General features: G+C 40.9%; 19 protein-coding genes. 3 read left to right on the plus strand and 16 right to left on the minus strand.

What is annotated here, in order from left to right:
* From FRZ54_RS17795 to gmd, 3 genes are all read left to right on the plus strand, one after another.
* The gene (locus tag FRZ54_RS17795) at window positions 1-612 is read left to right on the plus strand and encodes a YhcH/YjgK/YiaL family protein (protein ID WP_147033071.1); all 612 of its coding nucleotides are present in this window, start codon (window positions 1-3) and stop codon (window positions 610-612) included.
* A 434-nt stretch (window positions 613-1,046) separates the two neighbouring features.
* Window positions 1,047-3,839: a right-handed parallel beta-helix repeat-containing protein gene (locus FRZ54_RS17800; protein ID WP_147033073.1), complete on the plus strand. Its 2,793-nt coding sequence runs from the start codon at window positions 1,047-1,049 to the stop codon at window positions 3,837-3,839.
* A 183-nt stretch (window positions 3,840-4,022) separates the two neighbouring features.
* Window positions 4,023-5,135, plus strand: coding sequence for a GDP-mannose 4,6-dehydratase (gene gmd, locus FRZ54_RS17805; protein ID WP_147033075.1), 1,113 nt, complete (start codon window positions 4,023-4,025; stop codon window positions 5,133-5,135).
* Window positions 5,136-5,455: 320 nt separating this feature from the next.
* Here gmd and FRZ54_RS17810 read toward each other — a convergent pair whose 3' ends face one another.
* The 16 genes from FRZ54_RS17810 to FRZ54_RS17885 form a co-directional block, all read right to left on the minus strand.
* Window positions 5,456-6,856: an undecaprenyl-phosphate glucose phosphotransferase gene (locus FRZ54_RS17810; protein ID WP_147033076.1), complete on the minus strand. Its 1,401-nt coding sequence runs from the start codon at window positions 6,854-6,856 to the stop codon at window positions 5,456-5,458.
* A 399-nt stretch (window positions 6,857-7,255) separates the two neighbouring features.
* On the minus strand, window positions 7,256-8,005 hold the full coding sequence (locus FRZ54_RS17815; RefSeq protein ID WP_147033078.1) for a WecB/TagA/CpsF family glycosyltransferase: 750 nt from the start codon (window positions 8,003-8,005) through the stop codon (window positions 7,256-7,258).
* Between the two features lie 11 nt (window positions 8,006-8,016).
* Window positions 8,017-8,829, minus strand: coding sequence for a ChbG/HpnK family deacetylase (locus tag FRZ54_RS17820; RefSeq protein WP_147033080.1), 813 nt, complete (start codon window positions 8,827-8,829; stop codon window positions 8,017-8,019).
* 173 nt (window positions 8,830-9,002) lie between these two features.
* The gene (locus tag FRZ54_RS17825; protein ID WP_147033082.1) at window positions 9,003-9,548 is read right to left on the minus strand and encodes an acyltransferase; all 546 of its coding nucleotides are present in this window, start codon (window positions 9,546-9,548) and stop codon (window positions 9,003-9,005) included.
* Between the two features lies 1 nt (window position 9,549).
* On the minus strand, window positions 9,550-10,458 hold the full coding sequence (locus FRZ54_RS17830; RefSeq protein ID WP_147033084.1) for a glycosyltransferase family protein: 909 nt from the start codon (window positions 10,456-10,458) through the stop codon (window positions 9,550-9,552).
* A gap of 24 nt (window positions 10,459-10,482) precedes the next feature.
* Window positions 10,483-11,670, minus strand: coding sequence for a glycosyltransferase family 4 protein (locus FRZ54_RS17835; RefSeq protein WP_147033086.1), 1,188 nt, complete (start codon window positions 11,668-11,670; stop codon window positions 10,483-10,485).
* A gap of 86 nt (window positions 11,671-11,756) precedes the next feature.
* Window positions 11,757-12,968 (minus strand): glycosyltransferase family 4 protein, encoded by a 1,212-nt coding sequence (locus FRZ54_RS17840; RefSeq protein WP_187359658.1) that lies wholly within the window; start codon window positions 12,966-12,968, stop codon window positions 11,757-11,759.
* Between the two features lie 134 nt (window positions 12,969-13,102).
* Window positions 13,103-14,365: a glycosyltransferase family 61 protein gene (locus FRZ54_RS17845; RefSeq protein ID WP_147033090.1), complete on the minus strand. Its 1,263-nt coding sequence runs from the start codon at window positions 14,363-14,365 to the stop codon at window positions 13,103-13,105.
* A gap of 12 nt (window positions 14,366-14,377) precedes the next feature.
* Window positions 14,378-15,244, minus strand: a complete 867-nt coding sequence (locus FRZ54_RS17850; RefSeq protein WP_147033092.1) for a glycosyltransferase family 2 protein — start codon at window positions 15,242-15,244, stop codon at window positions 14,378-14,380.
* Between the two features lie 25 nt (window positions 15,245-15,269).
* Window positions 15,270-16,307 carry a hypothetical protein gene (locus FRZ54_RS17855; RefSeq protein ID WP_147033094.1) on the minus strand — a complete coding sequence of 346 codons (1,038 nt, stop codon included), beginning with the start codon at window positions 16,305-16,307 and terminating at the stop codon, window positions 15,270-15,272.
* Window positions 16,308-16,664: 357 nt separating this feature from the next.
* Entirely contained in the window at window positions 16,665-17,288 is a 624-nt protein-coding gene (locus FRZ54_RS17860) for an acyltransferase (RefSeq protein WP_147033096.1), read from the minus strand.
* Window positions 17,289-17,307: 19 nt separating this feature from the next.
* On the minus strand, window positions 17,308-18,669 hold the full coding sequence (locus FRZ54_RS17865; protein ID WP_147033098.1) for a lipopolysaccharide biosynthesis protein: 1,362 nt from the start codon (window positions 18,667-18,669) through the stop codon (window positions 17,308-17,310).
* Between the two features lie 180 nt (window positions 18,670-18,849).
* Complete coding sequence (locus tag FRZ54_RS17870; protein ID WP_147033100.1) at window positions 18,850-21,231, minus strand: GumC family protein; 2,382 nt, start codon at window positions 21,229-21,231, stop codon at window positions 18,850-18,852.
* A gap of 4 nt (window positions 21,232-21,235) precedes the next feature.
* Window positions 21,236-22,027 carry a polysaccharide biosynthesis/export family protein gene (locus tag FRZ54_RS17875; protein WP_147033102.1) on the minus strand — a complete coding sequence of 264 codons (792 nt, stop codon included), beginning with the start codon at window positions 22,025-22,027 and terminating at the stop codon, window positions 21,236-21,238.
* 440 nt (window positions 22,028-22,467) lie between these two features.
* Entirely contained in the window at window positions 22,468-22,905 is a 438-nt protein-coding gene (locus FRZ54_RS17880; RefSeq protein ID WP_147033104.1) for a GNAT family N-acetyltransferase, read from the minus strand.
* A 102-nt stretch (window positions 22,906-23,007) separates the two neighbouring features.
* Window positions 23,008-26,379: a non-ribosomal peptide synthetase gene (locus FRZ54_RS17885; RefSeq protein WP_147033106.1), complete on the minus strand. Its 3,372-nt coding sequence runs from the start codon at window positions 26,377-26,379 to the stop codon at window positions 23,008-23,010.
* Between the last annotated feature and the right edge of the window lie 176 nt (window positions 26,380-26,555).

The following is a 26,555-nucleotide window of genomic DNA, read 5'->3' on the forward strand; positions in this document are numbered from 1 at the left end:
ATGAAATTTCTCCGTATTACAATAATCCTATTACTGTTTGTAGTTACAGGCAACTCTGCATTTGCCCAGCAACAATGGACTTCTGCATCGGCAAAAAAGTGGATTAAAAGCCGTGATTGGGCCCATGGTTCAACCATCAAACTGAGTCCGTCTGCTGACTACCTTGAATTTGCAAAACAATATCATGCCAATAAATCATATTGGGACAAGGCGTTCGGGTTTTTAACTGATCCTAAACTTGATACATTAAAGCCCGGTAAATATGCAATCGACGGTGACAATGTGTACGCCATTATAACCGAAGCGCTTTCGAAGGGATTTGAAAGATCAGCATGGGAATCACACAAAAACTATATCGATCTTCATTATCTCATCAGGGGGAAAGAAAAAATAGGTTCGGCTCCAGTCGCAACAGCTACCGTAACAAATCCGTATGACGCGACTAAAGATGCGGCCAATTACACCGCTGAAGGCAAATACTACATCGCGGGACCGGGCGAGGTCTTTTTATTTTTTCCCGGTGACGCCCATCGGCCAAATATTAAGGTCGAGGGGTACGATACGGTAAAGAAACTCGTCATAAAGATCAGGTATGCAAGCGATGCGCAATAGCGCTTTTGCTGCGGCGCCTGTGAAAAAAGCATGCTACATTTTATTACATTTGTATTATCTGTTTGTTAGCTATTGATTAAAGAATGAAAAAAATCCAGATGTTCAGAAACTTTCTGTGGTTTCCAATCATAAGTATTGCTCTTTTTAACATAACTTTCAAAATCCAGGATAAAAATTATCATGTTCCGCAGCTCCATTATATCATTTTGGGAGCGCTGATACTCATCTTTTTCGCCTCTTTCCTTTTCAAAAGGTCATCTTAAGCACTTTTTTTCTTCGTTAAGTAACATTTTCAATGTGCCTAATTAATTGACAGTTATGGAATTAGCTTGCAAAAAACAGTCAAAAAATTCCTGAAATCTCTAAACCCAAAGGGCCAAATTCCGTAGAACAAGCCACTATTGATTAATTCTACCTCTTGATTTGAGCTATATATGTTGGCGAGGTTTTTGACTTTCACTGCGGTATTTTTGCTGGCTATACAGTGCCATGCCATAAATTATTATTTGTCCACAAGTACCGGTAACGATACTTATACTTACTTACAGGCCCAAAGCAAAACTACCCCCTGGAAAACCATAGCCGCTTTAAATACAAATTTCTCAAGGATGAAACCCGGTGATTCCATCCTGTTCAAATGCGGCGAAACATTTACCGGAAGCATCAGCATTACAAAATCGGGCATTGCAGGGTCACCTATTGTTATTTCGTCTTGGGGCACCGGCGCGAGGCCAGTTATAACCGGTCTTGTTCCTACGGGTTCATGGGTTAGTTTGGGCGGCGGTGTATATTCCGCAACTTGCCCCCTGGCCGGCACAACGGTAAATATGGTAACGCTTAACGGAGTTTCACAGCCTATCGGCAGGTACCCAAATGCAAATGCTACCAATGGCGGCTACCTTAATATCGATAGTCATACCGCCAATACCCAGGTAGTAAGCAGCCAATTAAATACTGCGGTAAACTGGACCGGGGCCGATATCGTATTCCGTAAAAACCACTGGGTGATTACTCACGGAACGGTAACCTCCAATACGGCAACCGTAGTTAATTATTCAGAAACTTCAGCTTACCAACCCATCAACAACTGGGGCTTCTTCTTCCAAAACCACCCGGCAACGCTTGATTTGCCGGGCGAATGGTATTATGACGCTGTAAACAAAAAAATACTGATGTATTTTGGCGCTACAACTCCAACCAATGGCAGTGTTATGGTAGCAGGGTATGATTACCTTGTAAATTTTAGCGTACAAAATTATATCACCATAAAAGGGCTTGCATTCGTTGGAAGTAACTTAAGCCTGATCAATCTTTTCACTTCTACCGCGTTTACTGTCACCAATTGCACCTTGAGTAATGCCGGTCAGCATGGCTTGTATGCCAACGTTACCACCAACCTAGTTGTCTCCAATTGCAGTGTTCAAAATACCGCCAGCAATGGGATAGTAAGCCGCAACCAGACAAACACCACAGTAAGTAACGATACGCTAACCAATATCGGTATTATAGCAGGCATGGGAGTTCCGAACGATGCTGCAAGTTATGAAGGCATCATTGTAACAGGGCCAAACACCGGGGCAACTATTTCAAACAACTCTATAGTTAATGTCGGATACAATGGCATCGACTTTGGCGGCGATAATACCATTGTTAAAAATAACTATGTTGACAATTTCGAGTTGATAAAGGACGACGGTGGCGCCATATATACTTATGCAGGCGACGTGGATTCATTAACCAATCACGTAGGTATACAGTTAACCAATAATATCTTATTAAATACGGTGGGCGCTCCGGCCGGATCGACCGGCGTATTCCCGGGCTGCGCTTCGGGCATATACCTGGATGACAATACTACCGGCGTTACAATGACCGGAAATTCGATAGCAAATTGTCTTACCGGAGTATATTTTCACCATGCGCGCAATAACGTACTCAATGGCAATACCATATTCAATAATAGGCTTTGCCAGGTCCTCTTCCAGCATAATGGCACTAAGTATACCATTAAGAATAATACGGTTACCAATAATATTATTTACTCCGTTTATAAGACTCAGTTTACGTTGTCGTTACAGTCAATTATGAATGACATACCCAGGTTTGCCACCTGGAGCGGGAATTATTACTCAAACACAATAGATAACATATTTCCCATCAGTTATAATGGCATGTTAATAAACCTGGTGTTATGGCAGCATAACTATAATAAGGACCTTTCATCATATAATGCCATTTCGTTGCCGCTTTATAACGTCACTTTGACTACTAAAAGGACATTTTTTAACAACGGTGCATTTAACAAAAACATCAATGGCGGTGTATCATGGTCGGCCAATGGCAACTTTAAGGCAATCTGGGACAATACAGGGGTGTTAGATGCAGGAACATTTAAAGGATATTTCTCATTTATATCCGGCTCGGCGGGTAATAACCCTATGCTTCAGTTCAACATAGGGCCTGTCACCACAACCGCACCCTACATGGTCAAATTCAGCATGAAGTCTACCCATGGTTACAGAAGGCTGGCTATATTTCTGTTAAACAACAGCGCCCCGTATAACCAGGTGTCCGAAACAAAATACCTATTACTGGATAGCAACCGGACAGAAAACACCCTTATGATAACGCCAACGTCTGCTTGCGCTAATACAGCAGTGGTTTTAAGGCTTGAGAATGAGGACGTAAGCTTGTATCTTGACAATTTGAATTTCTATTCAACCACGTCAACATTGATCGACCCTAATACGCAATTACTTTTTGCTTATAATAACACCATGAGTAACAAGGTAGTTAAGCTTGCAAGCACCTATGTCGACGCTAAAAATACCGTTTACAAGGTAAGCACAACACTTGCGCCGTTCACGTCGGTCCTGCTAATAAAAAAACAAGATACTACCATTACTAAACCCCCTATCGTTTATTCTGAACCCAAGGCTGCAAACGATATCCTTGCCTTCAATGCAACGCAAAAAAGCAACGCCACTATTGGCGTTTACCCTAATCCGGCCAGTGAGTATATTATCATCAACTTAAACGGTGCCGATGTGAAAAACCTCAACATCAAATTACTGAACACCCGCGGCGATGTGATAATGAACCAGCAAGTGCAAGTGACGGATACCAGTTACCGGCTCGATCTTAACCAAAAGCCCAAACCGGGCACCTACTTTTTACAGGTGAGTGGCGACGGACTTAACCAGGCAAGCAAAGTCGTTATTATTTAACTTGTTGTGTACCAAAAGTTAAGTAATAAAATTTCGTCTCAAATAATTTTTTCGGACAGGATAAAAATTTATCTTCGTAAATGATAAAAAGGCATTATTTTGTTATTTTGTAAACAAAATTGGTCTTATTACGTAAAAAAGATAATTAAAAAGAATATCCACCTTAGCAAAAAATAATAAATAATGAAAAAAGCATTAATTACAGGGGTAACCGGACAAGACGGCGCCTATCTAACTGAGTTTTTATTGAATAAAGGCTACGAAGTGCACGGTATCAAAAGAAGAAGCTCCCTGTTTAATACTGATCGTATCGACCACTTATACCAGGACCCTCATGAAACCAATGTAAAGTTCAAACTTCATTATGGCGATCTATCAGACTCGACAAACCTGATCAGGATCATTCAGCAGGTTCAACCCGACGAAATATACAACCTGGGTGCCATGTCGCACGTGAAGGTGAGCTTTGACACTCCTGAATATACCGCTAATGCAGATGGTATCGGTACGTTGCGATTGCTTGAAGCCATCAGGATACTCGGCCTGGAGAAAAAAACAAAAATCTACCAGGCTTCCACTTCCGAATTGTACGGTTTGGTACAGGCCGTTCCGCAGTCCGAAACCACCCCGTTTTACCCACGCTCGCCTTACGCCGTGGCTAAACTGTATGCCTATTGGATAACGGTGAATTATCGCGAAGCTTATGGAATATATGCCTGCAACGGTATTCTTTTTAATCACGAGAGCCCTTTACGCGGCGAAACATTCGTAACACGTAAGATCACCAGGGCGGTAGCCAAAATTGCGCTCGGCCTGCAAGGCAGCCTTTTCCTGGGTAACCTCGACGCGCAGCGCGACTGGGGCCATGCTAAGGATTATATCGAAGCAATGTACCTGATCCTTCAACAGGAAGTACCTGAGGATTATGTAATAGCAACCGGAGTTACTACCCGCGTACGCGAGTTTGTACGCCTTGCTTTTAAAGAAGTAGGTATTGAAGTTGAATTCCGGGGAGAAGGTGTTGACGAAAAAGGATACGTGGTATCTTGTTCTCACCCTGACTACCAGTTAGAAATTGGCAAACAAGTTGTAGCTGTCGATCCTAAATACTTCCGCCCTACCGAAGTTGAATTGTTGATTGGTGATCCTACAAAATCAAATACCAAACTCGGCTGGAAACCTAAATATGACCTTGCCATGCTGGTAAGCGAAATGGTTGCAACCGACGTTGATCACTTCAGAAAAGAAAAACTACTGAAAGAATACGGCTATGCTATAAAGAATCAGTTCGAATAATATTTGCATTTCAACAAAACAAGGAAAAGTCTCTCCGCTTATAGCAGAGGGACTTTTTTATTGATATCATTACTCCCAGCAATGTATACTATTATTATTACCCTATACATTGCAAAAAAAAACGGATTTGGTCCCGGGAAAAGATATCCCATCCGGATTTACCAAAATGTGCCGTTGTGTATAACCTTTAATGAAGTGTGATCATTGGGCTTGAATGAGCCTTAAACTAAAGCTTTTTTAATGGACAACCCTCACCTTCAGAGAACAGACAAAACATCCGTCTCAAAGATGAGGGTTTAAAATTGTTATAAAGCGCAGGTTTAATATGCGTTCTTATCGCCTGTGATCGATTTCAATAAAGTATTAACTACAATCTTCAGGTCAAGCAGGAAAGTCCAGTTTTCAAGATACCATACGTCGGCTTCAACACGTTCAAGCATAGCCTCGGTTGTCTTGGTTTCGCCACGAAGGCCGTTTATCTGCGCCCAGCCGGTAATGCCTGGTTTCATAAAGTGGCGTACCATAAACTGGTCTATCAGCTGCGAATACTGTTCTGTATGGCTCAACATGTGAGGACGAGGGCCGACTACCGACATATTACCCAACAGTACGTTAAAGAACTGCGGTAACTCGTCCAGACTTGTTTTACGCATGAAAGTACCGATTTTGGTTATGCGTGGATCTCCCAGCGTTGCTTGTTTGTGCTCAAGATCTTTGTTGATCCGCATACTTCTGAACTTATAGCACAGGAAAGCATGGTTATCACGTCCGGAACGCATTTGCTTAAAGAATATAGGGCCCTTCGACTCTAACTTGATCAATATCGCAAGGATCGGGAACAACCAGCTAAATACAAACAAAATAATCATTAGCGAGAATACGATATCGAAAGCACGTTTTAATGCCCTGTTCAGTATATTTTCTAAAGGCTCAGCACGTACCGAAAGGATTGGAATATTACCAAGGTTCTGCAGGTATGACGTGTTCTTGAAATATTCATGATATTCCGGAACAATTTTGAAACGGATAAGATTCTTGTCCGAATCAGACATAAGCCTTTCGATAGTTTTATGTTCAGAATAAGGCAGCGCACAAAATATCTCGTCTACATTGTTTTTTAGCACATAATCCATACATAGGCTGGTATTGCCCAGGTATAAATGTTGTTGTTTTACTTTGGAAGGTTCATCATCAAAAAATCCAAGCAGATCGTAACCTTTAAGTACTTTATTATTAAACTGATTATACAATTCGTTCCCTGCACGGCTTGCTCCTACTATAATAGCTTTGCGCGAATTGCTAAGCAACACCCTGTCACTTTTTCGCAAGGCAAAAAACACTACTTTCCACGCACCCAGCAGAATGCCGAACAACGACATGGAGTAAAACAGGTATTCTTTTGTAATAAAATATGTTTTGGTACCTATAACCAGCAATATAATGGTGCAAATTAAGCTTAAGTATAACAGGTATGTTTTGATAGCGCTATGGTAAACTTTAAGGTCATCGTCGGAAACAGAATTATAAAGGCTTGTGATATTTGACGATAGTAACCATAAAAGGTTGAACACCAAAACTACAGGGAGGTAGCTTTTATTGTTCATCCAGGGAATTAGCGAGCTGTCCAATAAATTATACACCACGATCAACGAAATGTTGAGAACTAGATAGTCCAGGGTTAAATTGATCGCGTTATAAAATTGTTTGTACCTGTGTACCATATTTTCAAGGGTTTTGTGACTAAGGGTATGCAATAACTATGCTCAAATTATATTATACCCCGCTTAATACGTTTTTTTTGCATTTTCCCGTAAATACACGCACAGGCTATGCGTAAAAACCGAGTATAGATTTAGACTTTAATACTCATTCCCTATTTGCTAACTCGCTGCCTTTATGTGAACTCTGTGTAATAAACTCCCCATTTGAGTAATTTAATACATAATAAAATTAATACTATAAAGTCTATTAAATTAATAGCATTTTTTTAATCCCTGTGCATTTTTATTGCCAGATTAGAAACAAAACACTGTATTAAATACTAAACACAAAAAATTGGAAATTAGGAAATTTGTGTAAGAACGTCTGTGCGAACTAATACGGATTAGGGGGGGCTGAGGTTATGATTTTGATCCGCTAAATGCGCTGCCGACTCCCCTGCTTATGATCATCCAAACAAACGGAAAGCCGTAGTATATATATCTTTTACTCATGCGTTTAGGTTCTTTCAAAAGCCTGATAAACCATTCGAGCCCCAAGTTTACCCAAACCTTTCCGGGGCGCGTTATGGTGCCGGCATAAAAATCGAATACCGCCCCTATCGAGCATATAACATTAGCCTCTAGTTTATCTTTATTTTCATCGTTCCATTTCTCCTGCTTGGGCGCTGTCATACCAACAAAAAGTACATCCGGTTTAAATCCATTTACTGCGTTTATCATTGCCGCATTATCCTCGTCGCTAAATTGGGGCTTATATGGTGGGGAATAAAATTCCGCTTTTATATTAGGGTATTCCCGTTCAAGGCGCTCCTTTATCTTTGCAAGCGTTTTCTCCGATGAACCCAGGTAAAAACAGCTTCCTCCTTCTTCATTTAGCTTTTCGAGCAAATATTTATGAAGGTCCGCTCCTGCTACTTTTTTTATCTTTTTTTTCTCCAGCACTTTCGCGGCCACAACAATCCCGATCCCATCCGGTAGCAAAATATCTGAGTTCTGCAATGCTTTTTTGAACGCAGGATCCTTTTCGGCAATTATATAAGAATATTGATTTATAGTATTAACAACGCATTTTGCATCGGTCTGTAAAAAGCCGATCCCGGAAGAAAGTATTGAATAATCAAACAGTTCTATTGTTTCGAATGGAGCCATTTCATTTATTATTACTGGTTCTTCAAAAAAGTTATCCATCTTGTTAATGTGTCTTTATCGTAGTGATCTTCAAGTAAGCCCGAACCGGAAATCCAGGGATGTAACATTACTTCGACCTTTAAGTTTTGGTCACGCTGGCTTTTATACTCCAAAAACCTTTCCACCGTTTCAAAACGGTCTGAATAATTACAATTGTTTTTCCTGAACAGGTTGTTGATATATTTCCTGTAATAAAACTTCATATAGCTTCCCTCATTGTAAGTCTGAGCAAGCCTGATCTTCAATTTATGTTGTTTGGCGGCCGCCAGGAACAATTTATAAAAAGCCGGTAGCGTATGCAGGTGCAAATGCGAGTCGACATGAGTGATACTAACTTTTTTTGAAAGAGCCTTTTCTATCTGTGCGTTTATTTCTTTTGCAAACGCACTTTTAACTGCAGCGCTCAAATTTATGAGCACCTTATTTGTTTTCCCGACATCGAAATTTCCTTCCGAGTCCAGGAAATCCTCTTTAAAACCGGTTAGCGGCTTACCCTCCGCCAGGTTAACGTGGACACCGACATTCCCGATTACCGGATTTGAATGCACCAACTCAACCGCTTCATCAAAACCACCCATATTGGTCATTAACGATGTGCTGTTGATATAGCCCAGTTCAAAACATTGTAAAATGCCTTTATTCACAAACTCGTCATAGCCCAGGTCATCCGCGTTGGCTATTATATTACCGGGTAACTGCATACTGTATTTTAAAAACCGTGCAAAAAAGCGATCTAACCTGGTTTTTAAGATATTTTCCGAGATATGATCACTGGCCTCAGCCATTCGTAGCCCTCGTCGGGCAATTCAAATATACAATCTGAACTCTGTATGTAACAGGAATAGTACGAACTTGGTTTCGGTGTCAAAAAATTATTTTCCGGTTATAATCCCATCCGTGCTATTTTCCTACTGCCACGACAAGCACGTACTTAGCTTTTCTTATGATGTTAATTAACCTATTGATAATTAAGCTTGTACAATTGCTTATGCTTTTCAAGATCTTCAACCGAATCGAAACGGTCTTTTAACTTCACCGCCGGGCTTCCCGCATAAATGGAGTAAGGTTCCACATCTCTTGTTACAATAGACCCTGAAGCGATTATACTTCCGGTACCTATCCACACCCCGCCCATTATTACGGTACCATAACCAATCCAGACATCGTCCTCCACAATGATAACGTCGTGAAGTCCGCGCCACTTATAGTCGTTATCGCGCACCTGGCTTGCCAGCCTTATCGGTGTACCTGGTTGCTGGAAATTATGGTCGTACCTGCCGATCATCGCCACTTTATTACCGAGCATAACATGGTTACCAATAATGCAATCTGTCTCTATTAGCGAGTCGCGGCCAATATAAAAATCATCACCTATGATAAGGGTGTCCCTGGCCCACAAGCTTACGCGGGCCCCTGCATGGAATCCTTTCCCGATTTTATATTGCGACCATTTAACTTTCACCAGGTAAAGATCGCGCAGCTTTTTTAAATAGTCGATCAGCATACTATTTGAAAATTTTTCTAAAAATATTGTTCAACCGATACTTTATTCGCTCCAAAATCCCCATTTTCTTCTGAAACTTACTTTGATAATAAGGATTAATCGCGATTATTTCGGGCAATTTAAACTTGGTCGATTGTTCGGCATCAAGCGAGGGCGCAAAGCGATAAGCTGCCCCGGTTGTGTGTGTCGCGTATTCATCAAACCCATTATTTCGCACTTTGGAGTGAACCGGGTACAGCGTAAGCCCACCAACTTTATACTGATGATAGAACCAGCGTATAGCCCAGGAATCGATCAGGCCGCTTACCTGCCTGTGTAACATAATGTTCAGATCTGTTCCGCCTTTGGCAAATTCTTTTCTCCTACGCTTATCGTTCTTAAAGCTCTCGTAATCCTTTACCTGCCAGTCAACGCCTTCCCACCTGTCTTTCCACGTGCCCCATCCCCACGACCATCCCCTATTGACAAAATAAGCGTCGTCATTATCGGTTTTGCTTTCTCCTAAATCAAATGAGTACGCCGAGACCGAAAAAACCTTTGGTTTATCAACATAATAGTCAAGGGCCTCATTCATAAAATTCAGGAAATTGGGGGTTGTATACAGATCGTCCTCCAATACAATTACTTTGTCCGATAGTTTCATTACCGACGTAACGCCATCGATGATGGAATTGGCCAGGCCTTTGTTTTTTTCCTGTTCGGTTATCGTTATCTTTTTAAAACCGGTTATCGTCTTTATAAATTCCCGAACCTTTGTTACCTGTTTCAGGTCCTCTTCTTTCTTGCACCCGTCAGAAAATATATAAAGATCAGATTCTCCTGCAAGGGGATTCTGTTGCAGTGCCTGCACCGTATCCTTCAGGCTTTCAAACCTTTTGTAAGTGAATAATAAAATAGGGGCCAGTTTCATATGTAGATGCAGAAGATTTTAAATTTATAATTTATCCCAGCCAGACGTATTATACCTGCCGTGCCACCTGTTGATAAGCACCGAAGCTAATGTACTTGGCTTTTTGTTTGGAACAGTTTCCGATCTCGATAGCGCGCAAACTAACTCCTTGCCCATGTTCTCGTAATCCATTTCGCTTATGATCCTGGATGAATTCTGGGACATTTGCTTTTTGTCCTCGAGGCTGAGATCGATATACCTGATTATGTTTTCGGCTATGCTTTTTACATTTGATGGCTCAAAGCCGAAGCCATTTATCCCTTCTTTCAAAAGCGTATTGGCAGCATTTATTTTATTGCTTATCAATAAGGGCAATCCCGAAGCCATGGCCTCGTTTACCACCAGGCCCCAGCTTTCCGAGAGGCTGGGTAAAACAAACGCTGATGAATTATAGAAATAGGTAGGGATATCGCTGTTATTAACCGCGCCAAGGAAAACAATAGTTTTCAGGCCCATATTCAGGGTCAATTCGTTCAGATTTACAAATTCAGGGCCATCCCCAATGATCACCAACCGGTAATTGGGCCTCCTTTTTTCAATCAGCTTCCAGGCCCTCAGCAGGTAATCAATATTTTTTATTGGCACCAGCCTTGCAACACAGATGACGGTTGTAAAATCGATCGATCTTTTCTCTTTATATCTGAACAAATCATTATCGATACAATTATATCCGTAAAACACGATCGAGTTCTTGTCTATAAACTTTTGATAAGCGTCATCGTAGTCTTTCGAAGGAAGCCATAGGCCGTCTATTTGTTTGGTGATGAGGTCCTTTACCCATTGCACAACAAAGTTCCGTTTTATTTGCGACGGCTTCGCATCATCAAACATGATGAATTTCTTGTGATTATTCTTGGCCCAGCGCAAGCCCAATGCTCCGGCAAAAAAAACGATCGAACCGGCTATTACCACGTCAGGATTTATTTCATCCAGTTTCTTGAGGAAGGTTTCTTTGATAACACTGATGGAAATTTCGTCATAGCTACGATCCGGGAACAGGCATGTCCACCATTGTTCCTTATTCTCGTAGGTATCAAATGAATAAGGAGATCCTTTTCCGAAAAGTTCTATAGCATAAAAATCTATATTTCTATCCGACAGATAGTTTTTCAGATATAGCAATCTGCCTTTCCAATATACCCTAAAGTCGTTATGTACAATTAAAACTTTCACTTATTATTCAGTTCCTTCCTGATATTATTTATTTCCGGCTAATTTACTAACCGAAAGGCTTAATTTTTAATAAACTCATCTTTTAATTAAACCGGGTAATGACGCTTTACCAGCTCATCGATCCGCGCAGCCCAGGTTTGTTTTTTTGCAAATTCAAATGCTGCCTGGCTCATCTTCGTCACCTTTTCCGGGTTATTATATAGCCCGATGATAGCTTTTTCCAATTCATTAATAGCTGTTTCCGGTGTGTCGCACTTGCAGCGGATGCCGGTGTCATCGTTTATTACAAACCCCTGCCCGTGAAGGTTTATCGTAACCACGGGCATACCAAAGGCCATTGCTTCGGTAAGTTGAGCGGGACACGAATCGCGCAGAGATGTAAAAAAGAAAACGTCACAAGTCGAATAGTATTCTCTAACTTGCTCATAGGGTATCATTCCGGTCATTGTCACCGTATCCCCAAGCCCGTCATCATTTATTTTTTTAATAATATCTTCTTTCATTTCCCCATCGCCCACTATGGTAAGCGTAATATTAGGATACGCTTTCAGCCTGTTCATAACGTCAAGTGTCATCAAGAGACCCTTCCTGGGCATAAACCTGCCCACCCACAACATTTTTAAGGTACCCGGTACAGGGGTTTTTGCAATAAATTTTTCAGGAAAAAAACTTTCGGGCAACGCGTGATCAATTGATAAAGAAACATTTTTTGCCCCGATATCCTTTACAAACTCAAAAGTTTCCTGGTTTGATACGATAACGGCATGAGCATTTTGAAGCATCTTTTTGCAGGCGGGATTATTCTTCACCAAAAAATCGGAAACCTTCTCTCTTTTTATCTCCGATGCCCAATGACAAAGAAAATATTTCTTAAATGCTTCGGGTGCGTTTTGTCCGCCACCTGCCGGCCCGAAAATAAAAGGGATATTCAGTTTATATAAAAACGAACCCATTTGCGGACTTCCCCAGCTGATATGGTGCGCCAGGTCGAATTTGAGCTTTTTGTGCAATCTCTTAGCTATATTATAAGCCAGCCGCTGCCACATAATGTAATGCAAATAAAGTGTAGGTTGCGACCACCTGTGCATAGCCTGCAATTTGAACGGCATCTCAACGTAATGGAAATGAAGGTTTGCGGGAGCCTCAACCTCCTCAATAAAAGGTCGATTAGTCCGTAATGTAAGGCAATGTACTTCGTAACCCTTATTTGCAAGGCCAATAGCCCAGTTCCAGCCGTTGCTGAACTCAGATCCTTTTTTTGGTTGACATGCGAATACGGATAGCAGTACTTTTTTCATTTTCATTATTTATAAATCCTGCTATTCATTGTGGAACATCGGTTTTCCAACTTTAGTTCACACTGCCATTAGCAAGAACAGCAGTCATTTATACGGCCAAAATTGAGTTTTAGTTAATAAAAACAGTTAAAAATTTAATTTATAGCCGCCAAAGCTAACAACTCTTTTAGCTTATCTATATTAATGGTCATATCATTACCATTTAGATAAGGGTTTACAAAATCGGGCGGCGCCTCTCCCTCCGACAGAAGATAATGGTATTTGTATCCCATATCCGCAGATATTGTCCAGTACATAACATTTACGGCGCCCGGGTGTAAAAATTCGATTATTGTAGTTCCGGGTTCACTAAATACAATATTGGTCAGCCCGGCTCCATGTGGTGCTATGATAACCTCGGCCGACGCCATTAAAGCTATCTGCTCTAACAGCGACATAGTTTCCAACGCTATGCTTTCGAAACCATATTGTTGCAGCAGTTCAACAATTTGGGGTTCATTTGTTACGCGCCGGTGCACCACCTGGCCCCTGTTAACATATATTCTTTTCGAATGCTTTTTATTTCTGTCGATTTTGGGAAGGAATTCGGCCCTTAAAAAATCACAGGCGTATTTAGGTATACTGCCTGTATCGCCAACCAGTGATGGAACTATTAACCTTTCGGCTTGTATGTGCGGGTTATACTGGCTCTCCATGATCTTATTCCTCGGTATGCCCATCATATTCAGCGTTTCGATATGAAACCTTGATATATAATTATTTACCAGGAATTTATCGATGGCATTAAAGCCATAGCCGGCACTTCTGAGCAATTGTATCCTTGGTAAAACATCAAACATCCAATGATAATATCCCCTTCCCGATGGCGCAGACAATACCGCTACAGTACCCTTTACTTTCTTCAATGGAGGCAGTTCTTTTTTTGAGAATATGGGATGTCGCGTTATATCTTTAATATATTCACCTGCTTCTATAAATTGTGAAACGCCCCCGAACATCAGGTTATCCGGGGTGATGACTATACCATCATCATAAACCCTGCAGTCCTTCAGCTCCATTACATAGGTAGCCGGATCGGTGACGGTTTGTTTTTGCCTAAAATTCCAATGTGGGATTTTATCTATGGTAACAGGAAGGTCCCTGCTTACGCTTGCCGGTGCAGATACCTCTTTAAAAGCGGTAACACATGTAAGGTTACCTCTCCCGATGTTATTTTTAAAATCGTCTGTATAGTCAATAATGCCAATCGGGGGCCCGAATGTTTCGGGCCGTGTAATTACGCGTATTGCAAAGTCTTTTGTTTTCATAAAAACACCCAGCGCTGCCATGGCGGCGTTACGTATACGGGGGTTTTTCTTTACAAAGGCATAGATAGCAGGCTTTAGGCGGTCGAGCATACGGTAAATATCTTATTGCTTTTTAAACTTATCGTAAAGTATCGGAAATAATGTTTTTAACCAGGCTTTTACAAATACGCTTGGTAATATTAATGGGAAATGGCGGCGTGTATATAGCAGGTATTCCTTATATGATATTCCCGTAGGGCTATATAAATAAGCTATCCTTTTTTTCAATGGAATACTGCCCGGCAACCAACTTTTACCGTGGTCGTTGATGCAATAACCATAATAGCCTGGCGCCACCCAGGCTTTGCCGCCACTCTTCACAGCCCGCAGCGTATAATCAAAATCCGCAAGACCATGTGTGAATGAATCAGACAATATACCAATTTTCTCAACAGTAGCCTTATCCACCAGCATGATATTTGCATTGCCGAGATCGCATTCGAGCAATTCGGTGTCACTTGGCACTACAGTAACCACCTTGCCAGTTTGCCTTCTTATAAGTTTGTGCCCACCATAAGTAATAGTCAGTTTCTCATCATCCTTTACGGTTCCCACCAAAACATTCTGCGGATATTTTGACAGTTTATGAGCTGCCAAAAGCCTCGGGATCGTATCGTCGAACAAGCGGACATCATCATTTAGCAGCAGGTAAAAATCATAGTCTCCTTTTTTCCTTGCTGCTGTCCATACTGTGCGCATTCCACCCGCCCAATATAACGAGCCAGTGCCCTCAACCAAAGTTATCGATGGAAAATTCGCCCTGACATAATCAGCCGTACCATCAGATGAATTATCATCCAGCAAGTATGCGTCCAATGTATATCCTTCGGGGACTTTTTGCGATAGCAAACTTTTTAAAAATGCGACGGTTTTTTCTTTCCGGTTATAGGAGCATGCAAGCGATGCGATTTTTAATGGAGTAGCTGACACTATTTATATGCTATTTTCTGATGAACTAATTTGAATTCTTTAATGATAATTTTTGATATGGTATATCTTCTGTCTCTGTTTCCTCTTCTTCATCATCTTCCTCTTCATCATTCCAGCCAAGCGTTTCGGGGCTTACGTAATGATATAAAAACAGGAACGCCATGGTGAAGTTAAATATCAACATAGGTTCTCCAAATGCTAACACAACAACTATCAGAACACAATAGATCATATATTCATTCTTATGAATAAAGCTTTTGAGTAACAGAATATACTTGTGCATCAGGTAAATAAATCCGACAACTCCGAATTTAGCAAAGAAGTCCACATCGCCATTTGATATATTAACGTTGTGCAATACCGGCGTTACGCCCTGATAGCCATTGGATATACCCCATATCAATTTCCATCGAAACAGGTTCCAGAGAATGATGGCGCTGCCAAAGCGGTTCAGGTGAATTTCCCCCTCTCCTGTTTTGTCATACCAACCGGCCAGTTCATCAAGCGAACTAATATCATGCATATCACCCGAATACGTCTTTTCTATTTTATCCAACAGGAATGGAAGCTGTGTAGCAACAACAGCCAGAATAGGTACTGCGATTACAAGGAAAGGCAGCAGCTTTCCTCCATGAACACGATAGTACAATAAAAAAATGCAAAGCAACCCAAGATAAGCTGTAGTTGATAATGTAGTAATACCTGATATAACCAATATCCAGGCATGCTTATCCATTTTAAACCTGTTCAATAAAAAATGCAGCAATAGTCCCATCACAATATAACAGCCCCAGGCCCCGGGTTCCCATGCGAAACCACAGTTGCGGATATGATGCCCGCCATCATAAGTAAAAATGAGGAAGTTTGTATATTCAGGATTACCAACACGGGGCGGAAGGTGGATAGCACTGCCAATACTAAATACAAGCGGCCCGTTTATCAATTGCAATGGGTAGAAAAAAAGCGAGACTATAGCACCGTGAATAATGATCTTAGCGAAATATTCAACAGCTTTTTCTTTAAGAACAGCACAGTAAAGAAATGCAAATAAAATACGTTTCAATAGAAAACTAATGTCGCTGAAATAGAAAAAAGAGCTGACATTATTTAAAAACAAAAACCTTACAGTGATAAAAACCAGGTATATTATTGAAAATTTTGCAAACAACCGAAAGTCAGATTCTGTAAATCTCCTTAGTTGCACCCCGGCCACGAAGAAAATACCTGATATAATGATAGGAAATGCCTCAATATACGAGATAAAATTCGCGCGGGACGAAACCAGCATAAATAGTATAGTGAGGAAATAATACATCGTTATTCAATCATGCAGGTTGTACCCTTTTTCTCTGTTTTTAGTATTTAACGATTCTGGCCGCTTGTAAGTTTGAACTAATTAACTTCTTGCAACCTATTTCAATTAATTGATAGCACTTTTTATAAATTTTGCCGGATTACCTGCCCATATCTCATTCTTTGGAACTGATTTCGCCACAACCGAACCGGCGCCAATTATAGCTCCCTCACCTATCGTAACTCCTTTTAAAATGGTCGAATGAGCTCCAATAAATACATCATCCTCAATTACGACTTCCCTACTCTGTGTATTTAATATATCTAATTTAGCATCCCGCCTGTGATACTTGTCAAGCGAATGGAAATCAGTGTCATAAATAGCCACGTTGCCTCCAATACGTACGTTATTTCCTATGGTAATTCCTTTAAAACAAATAAAAGCGCTTCCGCTAATTCCCACATTATCACCAATTTTAAGCACACCATTGTTATACACAATAAAATTACAGCGTTGCTGCCGGCCGATAATGTTAAACCTTTTTCCGTTATTCATCAGGAAATTATCTCCTATTGAAAACTTGCCTGTATCCCACACATCGATAACAGGAACGCCGTTCGATCGCAGGCCTTTACCAACCTGCACATCGTTTACTTTCAGTTTGAACCAAACCGGTATTTTCACCCACTTTAAGTAGGTAACAATATATATTTTTTTAAGCTGCTTATAGATGTATACGTGTGTTTTCATTCGGATTAAAAGGGTATAGTTACTTGTTCCAGATACCGGTAGCCTTTTGTTTAACTATCAAATTGACCTGGTAGGTAAAGATCACATTCATCAATAATACCATAACCGTGTTTGCTATTACAGAGCCCGATACACCCAACCAATGGATCAGTACAATAGATAAAGGAATATTTAATACAGCGGTGCCAACAACAAAGATCAATTGCATCCGCAACTTACCTATGCCGTTAAGTGTATAGGCATAAATAGATTGCCAGGCCACAGTAAGAACGAATATGGCCATATTAAGCGACAGAAAATTCGGCACATCAACTTTACCATGAAGCCATAATTGATAAAAAATGGACGAGAATAAATAAAGGACCGTCGTAAGTACGCCCACATATACCCATAGCATCCGCATTTTTTTTAGCGAGTGCTTTATCCAGCCCCAATCGTTTTTGGCTGCAGCATCTGTAAAGGCGCTCCAGTAAGGAGTCATGATAATACTGAATATGACAGAAATAAGCGAAAAATATTTATAAGCTACGTTAAAAGTTGTTACTTCATCAGGACCAAGTGTACGCGTTATCAGGATATTATCCGTCTGATACAACACAACTGCACCCATCTGGATAAAAAAGAATACTCCGCCGGTACTAAGAAGGCTCCTGGCACTCCCAAAGTCTATGTAACTGAACTTGGGCGCATAAAGCTTAAACTCTGTGCTGTAAAGATAAATATTGGCAAAAAGGAACACGACAAGAGGTGACCCTGCTACGGCAAATACCAATAAAAATAAGCTGCCATGGGTAAACATGGTAAGCAGTAAAATTATTATGAATGTCAAGACCTGGCCCAACAACAGTATCAAAGACGATTTAAATGGCTGATGGGCGGCCATCAGTACACTATTTATGGGTTGAAGAAAAAATTGAACGCAAAACGAACCTATGGCAATAAGAACTATCGGCCAGATATTGTAACTAACGGTATCTTTAACATTCAGCATTTGGTTCCAATCAAAAAAGGAACCGACAATAAAAAAAGTTAAAAAGATCGTAACTGATATCAGAAATAAAATAGCGTAAGTAGTGCTGATGTATTTTACAATGTTATCCCGCTCGCCCAGGGCAAGCGAGTGAGCCATTTTGTTCCGCAATCCGTTGCTTAATCCAATATCGAAAGTATTCATCCACATAACCAGCGACGCTATAGTGAGCCAAATACCATATTGGCCCTTGCTTACGTAGCCAATAGTCATAGGTATCAGGATGAAACCTATCAAAACACCTGCTCCTTTGATCAGCAGCGTGTACGCAATATTTCTTTTAATCTTTAGTGTACGCTCATGACCGCCGTTCCAAAAACCCTGTACCTTGCTTCTTAAATACGATAACATCAGCTATTTATTAAATTTCATATAAGAATCCATCCGCATTAAATCCACTACGCTTTTATTTTAATACCGGAGTATCGGGATGGAAGGCAGTAAAAAAAACTTCCAAGTGTGAATGATGAATTGATACCCGAAAAGCAGCGCCCCGCTTTAAATTAAGATCATTTGAATAAAATGCTGCATTTAAAACCGTTTGAAAAAATCACTAAATATGCCTCTTGAATATTTTTTCCTGGCTTCCTTACTTTCAATATAATCCCCGTAACCATATGAAGTATAACCGCTATACCCGTAACGTCCTTTTTCAATCCCGTTGAATACAATATTCAGCTTTGGAAAATGCTGCTCTTCTTCGAGGTTCTTCATAAAAGGCAGAATTGTTTTAGGCGTATACCCCTGGCGTACTACATAAAGTGTTACATCAACCAGGCGCGAAAGTATAATTGCATCAGTAACTATACTAACCGGCGGCGTATCCACTATAATATCGTCATAATGTTCCCGAAGCCATTCAAACAACTTAGTTGTGCTTTCTTGTTCAAGTAATTCCGATGGATTGGTATCAATTGTACCACTTCCCATCACATCCAGGTTTGGATACAATTCCGATTTTTGAATGATCCTGGTTTCAGTAGCTTCGCCAATAAGGTAGTTCGAAATACCTACGTGATCTTTCTGTATGTCCAAAACAGCTGTAACCCTTGGTTTGCGCAGGTCCATTTCCAGGATGATCGTTTTTCTACCTGAGGCAGCCAATGCAACTGCCAGGTTAGTCGCAACAAAGCTTTTTCCTTCAGTTGCTATGCTTGATGTAAGCAGCGTTACACGCCCTTTATCTGTTTTTTCGTGCAGATAGTGCAGTTTTGTTCGCAATGTCCTAAACTCTTCGGCAAGCGCAAATTTACCCCTGTCGTGTACAACGATAGGGTTTTTTGACTTTTCAAAAGTTAACTCGCTCAATATCGGAATGGACACTGCTCTTGTAATGTCCTTATTCGTACTTATCCTGTTACGAAAGGTGTGCCTACCGAGGATTAACCCTGTAGGGATAAATAAACCTAATGCGAGTCCGGCGGCAAGAGGTATCATTTTCTTCGATCCTTTGGGCGGCACCACATAAGCCGTGTCAACCGTACGGGCATCGATCTGGGTGGACGCATAGCTTAATGCTACCTCCTCCCGTTTCTGCTGAAGATAAGTATAAAGCGTTTCTTTTAATTGCTGCGCGCGCATCAGGCTAACTAATTCCTGTTCCTGTTTCGGCACATCTCTAATTTGGGTCTGCGCCTTGTTTCCGTAGCTTTGTAACTGACGTTTCTTTGCAAGCAGGGTTGACTTGGTGCTTGCTATGTTTTCCTTTATAGCTGAACGAGCTGCCTTTATCTGGCTGTTTATAGGATCGAAGATCGGGTTGCTTTCAGGTGTGTTAGCCAGCATTCTCTCACGTTCCTGCTGAAGGTCTACCAGTTTTTGCACCAGCGATGAAAGCCCCTGATCAGTTATACCTGCGGTTGATGGAACACTTGACCGGCCAGGCGAATTCACATAGCTTTCAATAGCCTGCACCGTACTAAGTTGGATATCAACATCCTGCATCTCCCGATCATTCACTTGAGTATTCTGAAGGTACGAATCGGATTGCTTACTAATATCATTTATACCGCGACTGCTTCTGTAGCTTTGAACATCATTCTCCGCGGTTGACAATTCGCCTTTTAGCGAGGCAAGGCGCTTATCTATAAAATCGAGGGTATTTTGTGTAAGGAGATTTTTCGCATTCATATTCTCCTCGTTATAGCGATATATAACATCGTTCACCACATCCTTACCTCTCTGTGGCAGCTGATCGGTATAACTTAACTCAATTGTCGAAGCTTGTTTATCAAGCAATGTAACCGATATCGCACCCTGGAAACCATTTGCAACAGCATTTGGATCGGATACGGTGATATTGATGGTTGAACCGATATAATCTTTTATATCCTTTGTCGGATTCAATTTCCAGGTGCCAAAGCTATTTGACAACGTGTTCGAAAAATGGAATAATTTTGCTTTATCAAAGGCACCTTTTAATAAAAAGGTACTGGTGTCTTTTATAACAACTTCAAATTTATGATCACCTATAAGCTGGCCATTAATAAGTTCAAATTCGACCGGGCTTTTCTTATAAAGGTCCTCTTTTTTAACAAGTTTTGATTCGCGGCTATAATTGATATATAATTTCAGGTCGTATACTACCCTGCTAATCAAGTTTCTCGATTTTAATATCTGTATTTCGTTTTCAACAACTTGCGGGGCATCTGTAACCTCAAGCTGATCCAGCACATCCTTGTGGCTTGTTTTGTTGTCTCTGTCATCCGTTAAAACAATGGAGGCCTTTACCTCATAACCCGGCTTTACAAGTTTAGAGTATACAAAACCTGCACCACCGCATATAATCAACAACAGGATATATAAAGGCCAGTGATATAAGTACTTACCTAGTATTTCACGGAAATTTAATAATTCTTCGTTACTAACCGGTTTGGGTTTATTTCGACTTGCAGCAGATGTTTGGGCACACATATAGTTATTTGTGATATAATATTACAGTTATAACGAGTGATACAGCCGATACAGCAGAGATTATCAGAGATGCCGTGCGGTAACCTGTATCGTATTGAGCGAATTTAGTACGATCAGGGTCAACGTAAAGTATGTCGTTATTCCTTAGATAATAGTAAGGTGATTCGAATAGTTTTTTAGAAGTAAGGTCGATAGGTATAAATTCCCGTTTGCCGTTAATTTCCCTGATCAGCAAAACATTCTGACGCTTCCCGGTAATGGTCAGGTCCCCTGCACTACTTAGCGCATCGAGTATTGACACTTTTTCGTTCTGGAAAGTATACACGTCCGGTTTCATCACATCACCCATAACGCCGATTTTGAAATTAAGGATGCGGATATTGACCACCGGCAGATTAACATATTTTACCAACGATTTTTCCAGTTGATCTCTTAAGTCGGTTGTTGTGTAACCGGCTACTTTCATTGTACCCAGGTAAGGCACCTGTATATTACCTTTGGTGTCAACCAGGTAACCCACAACTGCATTACTCGGCGTAAAATCAGAGTTGACACCATTAACCCGGTTTAAGTTATAGTTGAAAACAGCTACTGCTGCGGGATCCGAGTTACTGGTAACGCTTATACCCAATATATCGCCCGATTGTATAGTAAGCGGTGAATAATTTTTGATTTCCTGCGATACTACAGACGAACGGTCAAGGTCCTGGAAATAGGGTACCTGCTTGTAAGTGCCGCAAGACGCCGCGAAAAACAATAAACCTACGATAACAAGATTGATAAAAGTACGCTTCATTTTATCTACGTTTTAGTTTAATTAATTAAGCCCACCGAAAATAAGTAAAAATATTTACATAAAAGGTACAGAGACGCTGGGCCACAAACGGCTTCTTTCTACCGCAACTTAAACGTATTTTCAGTAAATAAGTTTGAATAATTCGAATTAAATGCATTCCAAAAATTGCTTCTACCTCATCTGAAAATATTTTTCAAATTCTTTTCAAAAAGTTGCAACCCTGCTCTATTAGCTTCCGTAAAAATTAAATAGAAAGTTAACCAGCTATTAAAGTTCAATTTCCAATTTATGACCACCCCCGCTCAAATGACAAAAACTGATCGAATCCTTATCGTGTCGATATACACCGTTAGTGTTGGCGTATTTTGTTTTGCCTGTTTTATGGCTATCCGGCACTTCCTGTTTTAATTCCCTGCGATAGTAATAAAATAACTAAAAGCCTATACCGGCTTGAATAAGAACACAAAATGTTCGGCTTGTATATAATCAATATGATTATAAAACTCGAATGCCGGCATGTGTTTGTTCGTCATAAGCGTTATTACCTCAAACCCCTGCTCGCGCGAATATTCCTCGGCATGATCAAGCAGACTTTTTCCGTAACCCTTTCCACGACTTTCAGGAGCTACAAATAATTCATCAATATATAAAAGGTCATTTGTCCACCATGTTTTGGAATGCCCTAACATGGCGCCGGCAATATTATCGCCTTCAACCAGTACAAATCCTACAAACCTGCTTCGCTCGGTATACTCTGTGAGGTATTTTACAGCCTTTTCATGACTGAAGTTATAGTTCCAGGGTGGCCTGTTGTATGCCAGCACATACAAGCGGGCACATTGCTCTATATCATTTTGGGTTAGGGGCCTTATTGTCATTTGGAATATATTATCAATAGTTATTTAACACTGTCGGGCTTTCTGCTATATGTTTTGCAGGCAGCGTTTGTCGTTTAACACTGATTTAAAAAAATTGTTCGGTCAGGCATTATTTAATACTTCCTGCAACCCTTCGGCCAGGCTGGAAACATTTGGCGGAACCATCATGGTCAGGTGATTACCGGGTACCAGGTACCGCTTAACTTCCTTTGTTGTGTATTTTTTCCAGCCGAGGTAAATTTCATCATCGTTATAATGATCATTAAAATCAGCCTTAAATAGTTGTATATCAATATTCAACGGCGTAAGTTTATAATCTTTAAATGCAGCAAAATACCTCTGCTTTATCGAATCGAGTAAAGCGTAATATTCAGCCGATTCAGGCTTTTCCTGCAAGCCAACCTTATTTGTCAGCACCTCTTTATTTGACCTGAATTTATACGCCAATTGTTTTCGAAGCGATTTCTTACCACCCAGGAACCTTGGTAAATAACGTTTTACGATCTTTGGCGTAATTACATACCACGGTTCTGTTTCCCTTGCGTTATCGGCATCGGTATCGAAAATGATAAGTTCTTTTACTTCCTTACCCATTGCTTGTAATTTGCGGGCCATTTCCACAGCCAAAAATCCTCCGATAGAATATCCGGCAATGGCATAAGGCCCCGCTGGATTATGTTTTAGCAGTTCATCGGTGTAAAAAGACGCGATATCCTCTATATTGTTAAACGAAGCATCTTCGCCATCAAGACCTATCCCCTGCACACCAAACACGGGCTGTTCCGCATCTACATGCGATGCCAGGTCGTGAAAGTTGAGCACGTTCAATCCTGCACCATGGACAATATAAAGTGGCATTTTACTGCCTGTAGCTTTTATTGGCACTATGGTACGCCACTTAATGTTCCGGGTGTCTTCTTTTTCAATAAACGCACTTAGCTGAGCTACAGTTGGATATTGAAATAATACAGCGATAGCATGTTTTTTTCCCAGTTTCTTTTCGATACGCGTCATTATTTGCACGGCAAGCAGAGAATGCCCACCTATATCAAAAAAGTTGTCATCAATACCAACACGCTGTAATTTTAAAACAGCCTTCCATATTTCGGCAACCGCCTGCTCTGTTTCCGTACGGGGGGCAACATAATTATCTTTTTGTTGCTCTTCGGCATCAAAATCAGGGAGCGATTTCCTGTCGATCTTATTGTTTGATGTTAAAGGCAATTCGTCCAGTTCCATCCACAATGTAGGTACCATGTAATCAGGCAGTTTTGCTTTCAGGAAGTCGATCACCTTATCGCGGCTGTAATCCCCTTTACCTACCACGTAACTTACCAGGCGTTTTTTCTTGTCTTTATCATCTTTAGCCAAAACAACTGCCTGCCTTACCACATCGCACTGGCCCAGAACGCTTTCGATCTCACCCAGTTCAATACGGTAACCTCGGATTTTCACCTGGTTGTCCTTGCGGCCAATAAATTCCATATTCAGGCTGGGCAGCATGCGGCCAAGGTCGCCTGTACGGTACATCCTACCACCTGCCTTATTGTTAAAAGGGTCTTTTACAAACGAATAATTTGTTTTTGCCTCATCATTAGCATAACCGCGTGCAACTCCCACACCGCCAATGTATAACTCACCCGGTATACCTACCGGCTGTGGTTGCAATTGATCGTTAAGAATATAGAAGAAGTTATTTGCCAGCGGCCTGCCGTAGGGTATGCTATTCCAATCCTTGCCCACCTCATTCACCGGGAAGAAATTTGACCATACTGTGCCTTCAGTGGCGCCCCCCAGGCTTATAACTTTTGTTTTTGGGAAATATTTTTTTATCCTGTCGGGCAGGTTAACCGGTATCCAGTCGCCACTCATAAATACCACCCTGAGTGTTTCCTGTATGTAATCCTGGTCGCGGCTTTCCAGCTCCCTTACCAGGTAATCCATGGTTGTGGGTACAGAATCCCAGAATGTAATGCCGTAATTAAGCATCATATCTTTAAGCTTCGGAACATCCATCAATTCCTGTTGTTCAACAATCACAACAGATCCCCCGGCCGCAAGTATCCCAAATATATCATAAACCGAAAGGTCAAAACACATGGATGTAATGAACAGTAGCTTATCTTCCGAACTGATACTATATTCCTTATTTACCCATAGGCACAGGTTTACAGCCGAATGGTGTTCTATCATCACTCCTTTTGGTCTGCCTGTCGAGCCCGAGGTGTATATTGTATAGCCTAATTGCTTACTGTCTATTTCGAGCCCTGGATTTTCGGCGCTGTAACCGCTAAAGTCAAGCGTATTGATCCTGATAAACTGTTCCGGCGGCACCAGGTCCTGCAATGGGTAATCGCCATCAGCAATAACTTTGATCGCGGCCGAGTTTTGAAGAATATATTCCTGCCGGTCTATCGGGTATTCCGGGTCAATCGGCACGTAAGCTCCGCCTGCCTTCATTATCCCGAACATTCCGATGATCATATCGAACCCACGCGTGGCTATGATACCGATATTGTCGGTACGCTGCACACCGTGCCCGATAAGAAAGTGGGCCAGCTGATTGGCTTTTTTATTTAGTTCACTGTAGGTCAGCGTCTTATCGTGTTGGCGCAATGCTATCCCTTCGGGTGTTTTGGCAACTTGCTCTTCAAAAATATCTACAAGGGTTTTTTCAGCCGGGTAGTAAGTTAAAGTATCGTTAAATTTTACTTGTATATCCTCTATTTCAGCAGGCGTAAGCATAGGCAATGCACCTGTTTTATTCTCCGTATCCTCTCCTATTGATCTCAACAATTGCTCATAGTGGCCTGCCATCCGCTCAATGGTTCCCTTTTTAAACAAATTGACATTATAAAACAACTCAGCAGATACCCCGGACACAGAATTGTTAATAACCAATGAGATATCGTATTTGGCTGCTTCCTTTTTTACAGCTTCGTTAACCTCACTTTGTAATGAAAAAGTTGTGTTAAAGAGCGGATTTGGCCCCTTGTGATCTTTAGCTAAACTGCTTAAAACAGTATCAAAGGGAACGCGCTGATTCTGATATGCCTCAACTGTGGTATTTTTTACCCGGTTTAAAAAGTCGTTATATGCATCTTCCCCAGTCAATGAGTCGCGCAGCGCGAGTACATTTAATGCTGCATCACCTGGATTTTCATTTTCGACCTTTCGAACGATGATATTTCCCACGCATATATCTTCCTGGTTGCTATACCGGTATAACAAAACTTTAAAGGCAGCCAGCAGGTTTGCAAACAGTTCAGCATCAGGCTTTTCGCCGAAAGCTCCTAACTTTTCTATTATTTTTTTATCAATTGTAAACTCAAAAGAAGCATTATTGCCCCCTGCGGCAGATGTACGGCTGAAGTCGGTAGTCAAAAGCACAGGCGCAGCCCCCTGCAATTTCTCCTTCCAGTAACCTATTTCAACATCATAAGATTTTTCATCGGATAAGATAAGATCAAGCATTATTTTCTTTTTGGGGTACGGGTTGTATTTAATTATAAACTAAAATTAACAATTATATCTAAACAGGCTTCATCAAAATTAAGTACGGTACTAAACCTATTTTGGCGTAAAGTAACAATTATTATACCAACAGTTAAAGCGTACTTTTTCTTAATTAGAAAGCGTATTTATACGTG

Origin of the sequence: Mucilaginibacter ginsenosidivorans, from assembly GCF_007971025.1 — a bacterium.
Taxonomy (GTDB): domain Bacteria; phylum Bacteroidota; class Bacteroidia; order Sphingobacteriales; family Sphingobacteriaceae; genus Mucilaginibacter; species Mucilaginibacter ginsenosidivorans.

Bases quoted from the DNA above. Each gene is read 5' to 3' on its own strand.
- FRZ54_RS17795 (WP_147033071.1), top strand. From the start codon at position 1: ATGAAATTTCTCCGTATTACAATAATCCTATTACTGTTTGTAGTTACA.
- FRZ54_RS17800 (WP_147033073.1), top strand. From the start codon at position 1,047: ATGTTGGCGAGGTTTTTGACTTTCACTGCGGTATTTTTGCTGGCTATA.
- gmd (WP_147033075.1), top strand. From the start codon at position 4,023: ATGAAAAAAGCATTAATTACAGGGGTAACCGGACAAGACGGCGCCTAT.
- FRZ54_RS17810 (WP_147033076.1), bottom strand. From the start codon at position 6,856: ATGGTACACAGGTACAAACAATTTTATAACGCGATCAATTTAACCCTG.
- FRZ54_RS17815 (WP_147033078.1), bottom strand. From the start codon at position 8,005: ATGGCTCCATTCGAAACAATAGAACTGTTTGATTATTCAATACTTTCT.
- FRZ54_RS17820 (WP_147033080.1), bottom strand. From the start codon at position 8,829: ATGGCTGAGGCCAGTGATCATATCTCGGAAAATATCTTAAAAACCAGG.
- FRZ54_RS17825 (WP_147033082.1), bottom strand. From the start codon at position 9,548: ATGCTGATCGACTATTTAAAAAAGCTGCGCGATCTTTACCTGGTGAAA.
- FRZ54_RS17830 (WP_147033084.1), bottom strand. From the start codon at position 10,458: ATGAAACTGGCCCCTATTTTATTATTCACTTACAAAAGGTTTGAAAGC.
- FRZ54_RS17840 (WP_187359658.1), bottom strand. From the start codon at position 12,968: ATGAAAAAAGTACTGCTATCCGTATTCGCATGTCAACCAAAAAAAGGA.
- FRZ54_RS17845 (WP_147033090.1), bottom strand. From the start codon at position 14,365: ATGCTCGACCGCCTAAAGCCTGCTATCTATGCCTTTGTAAAGAAAAAC.
- FRZ54_RS17860 (WP_147033096.1), bottom strand. From the start codon at position 17,288: ATGAAAACACACGTATACATCTATAAGCAGCTTAAAAAAATATATATT.
- FRZ54_RS17865 (WP_147033098.1), bottom strand. From the start codon at position 18,669: ATGTTATCGTATTTAAGAAGCAAGGTACAGGGTTTTTGGAACGGCGGT.
- FRZ54_RS17870 (WP_147033100.1), bottom strand. From the start codon at position 21,231: ATGTGTGCCCAAACATCTGCTGCAAGTCGAAATAAACCCAAACCGGTT.
- FRZ54_RS17875 (WP_147033102.1), bottom strand. From the start codon at position 22,027: ATGAAGCGTACTTTTATCAATCTTGTTATCGTAGGTTTATTGTTTTTC.
- FRZ54_RS17880 (WP_147033104.1), bottom strand. From the start codon at position 22,905: ATGACAATAAGGCCCCTAACCCAAAATGATATAGAGCAATGTGCCCGC.
- FRZ54_RS17885 (WP_147033106.1), bottom strand. From the start codon at position 26,379: ATGCTTGATCTTATCTTATCCGATGAAAAATCTTATGATGTTGAAATA.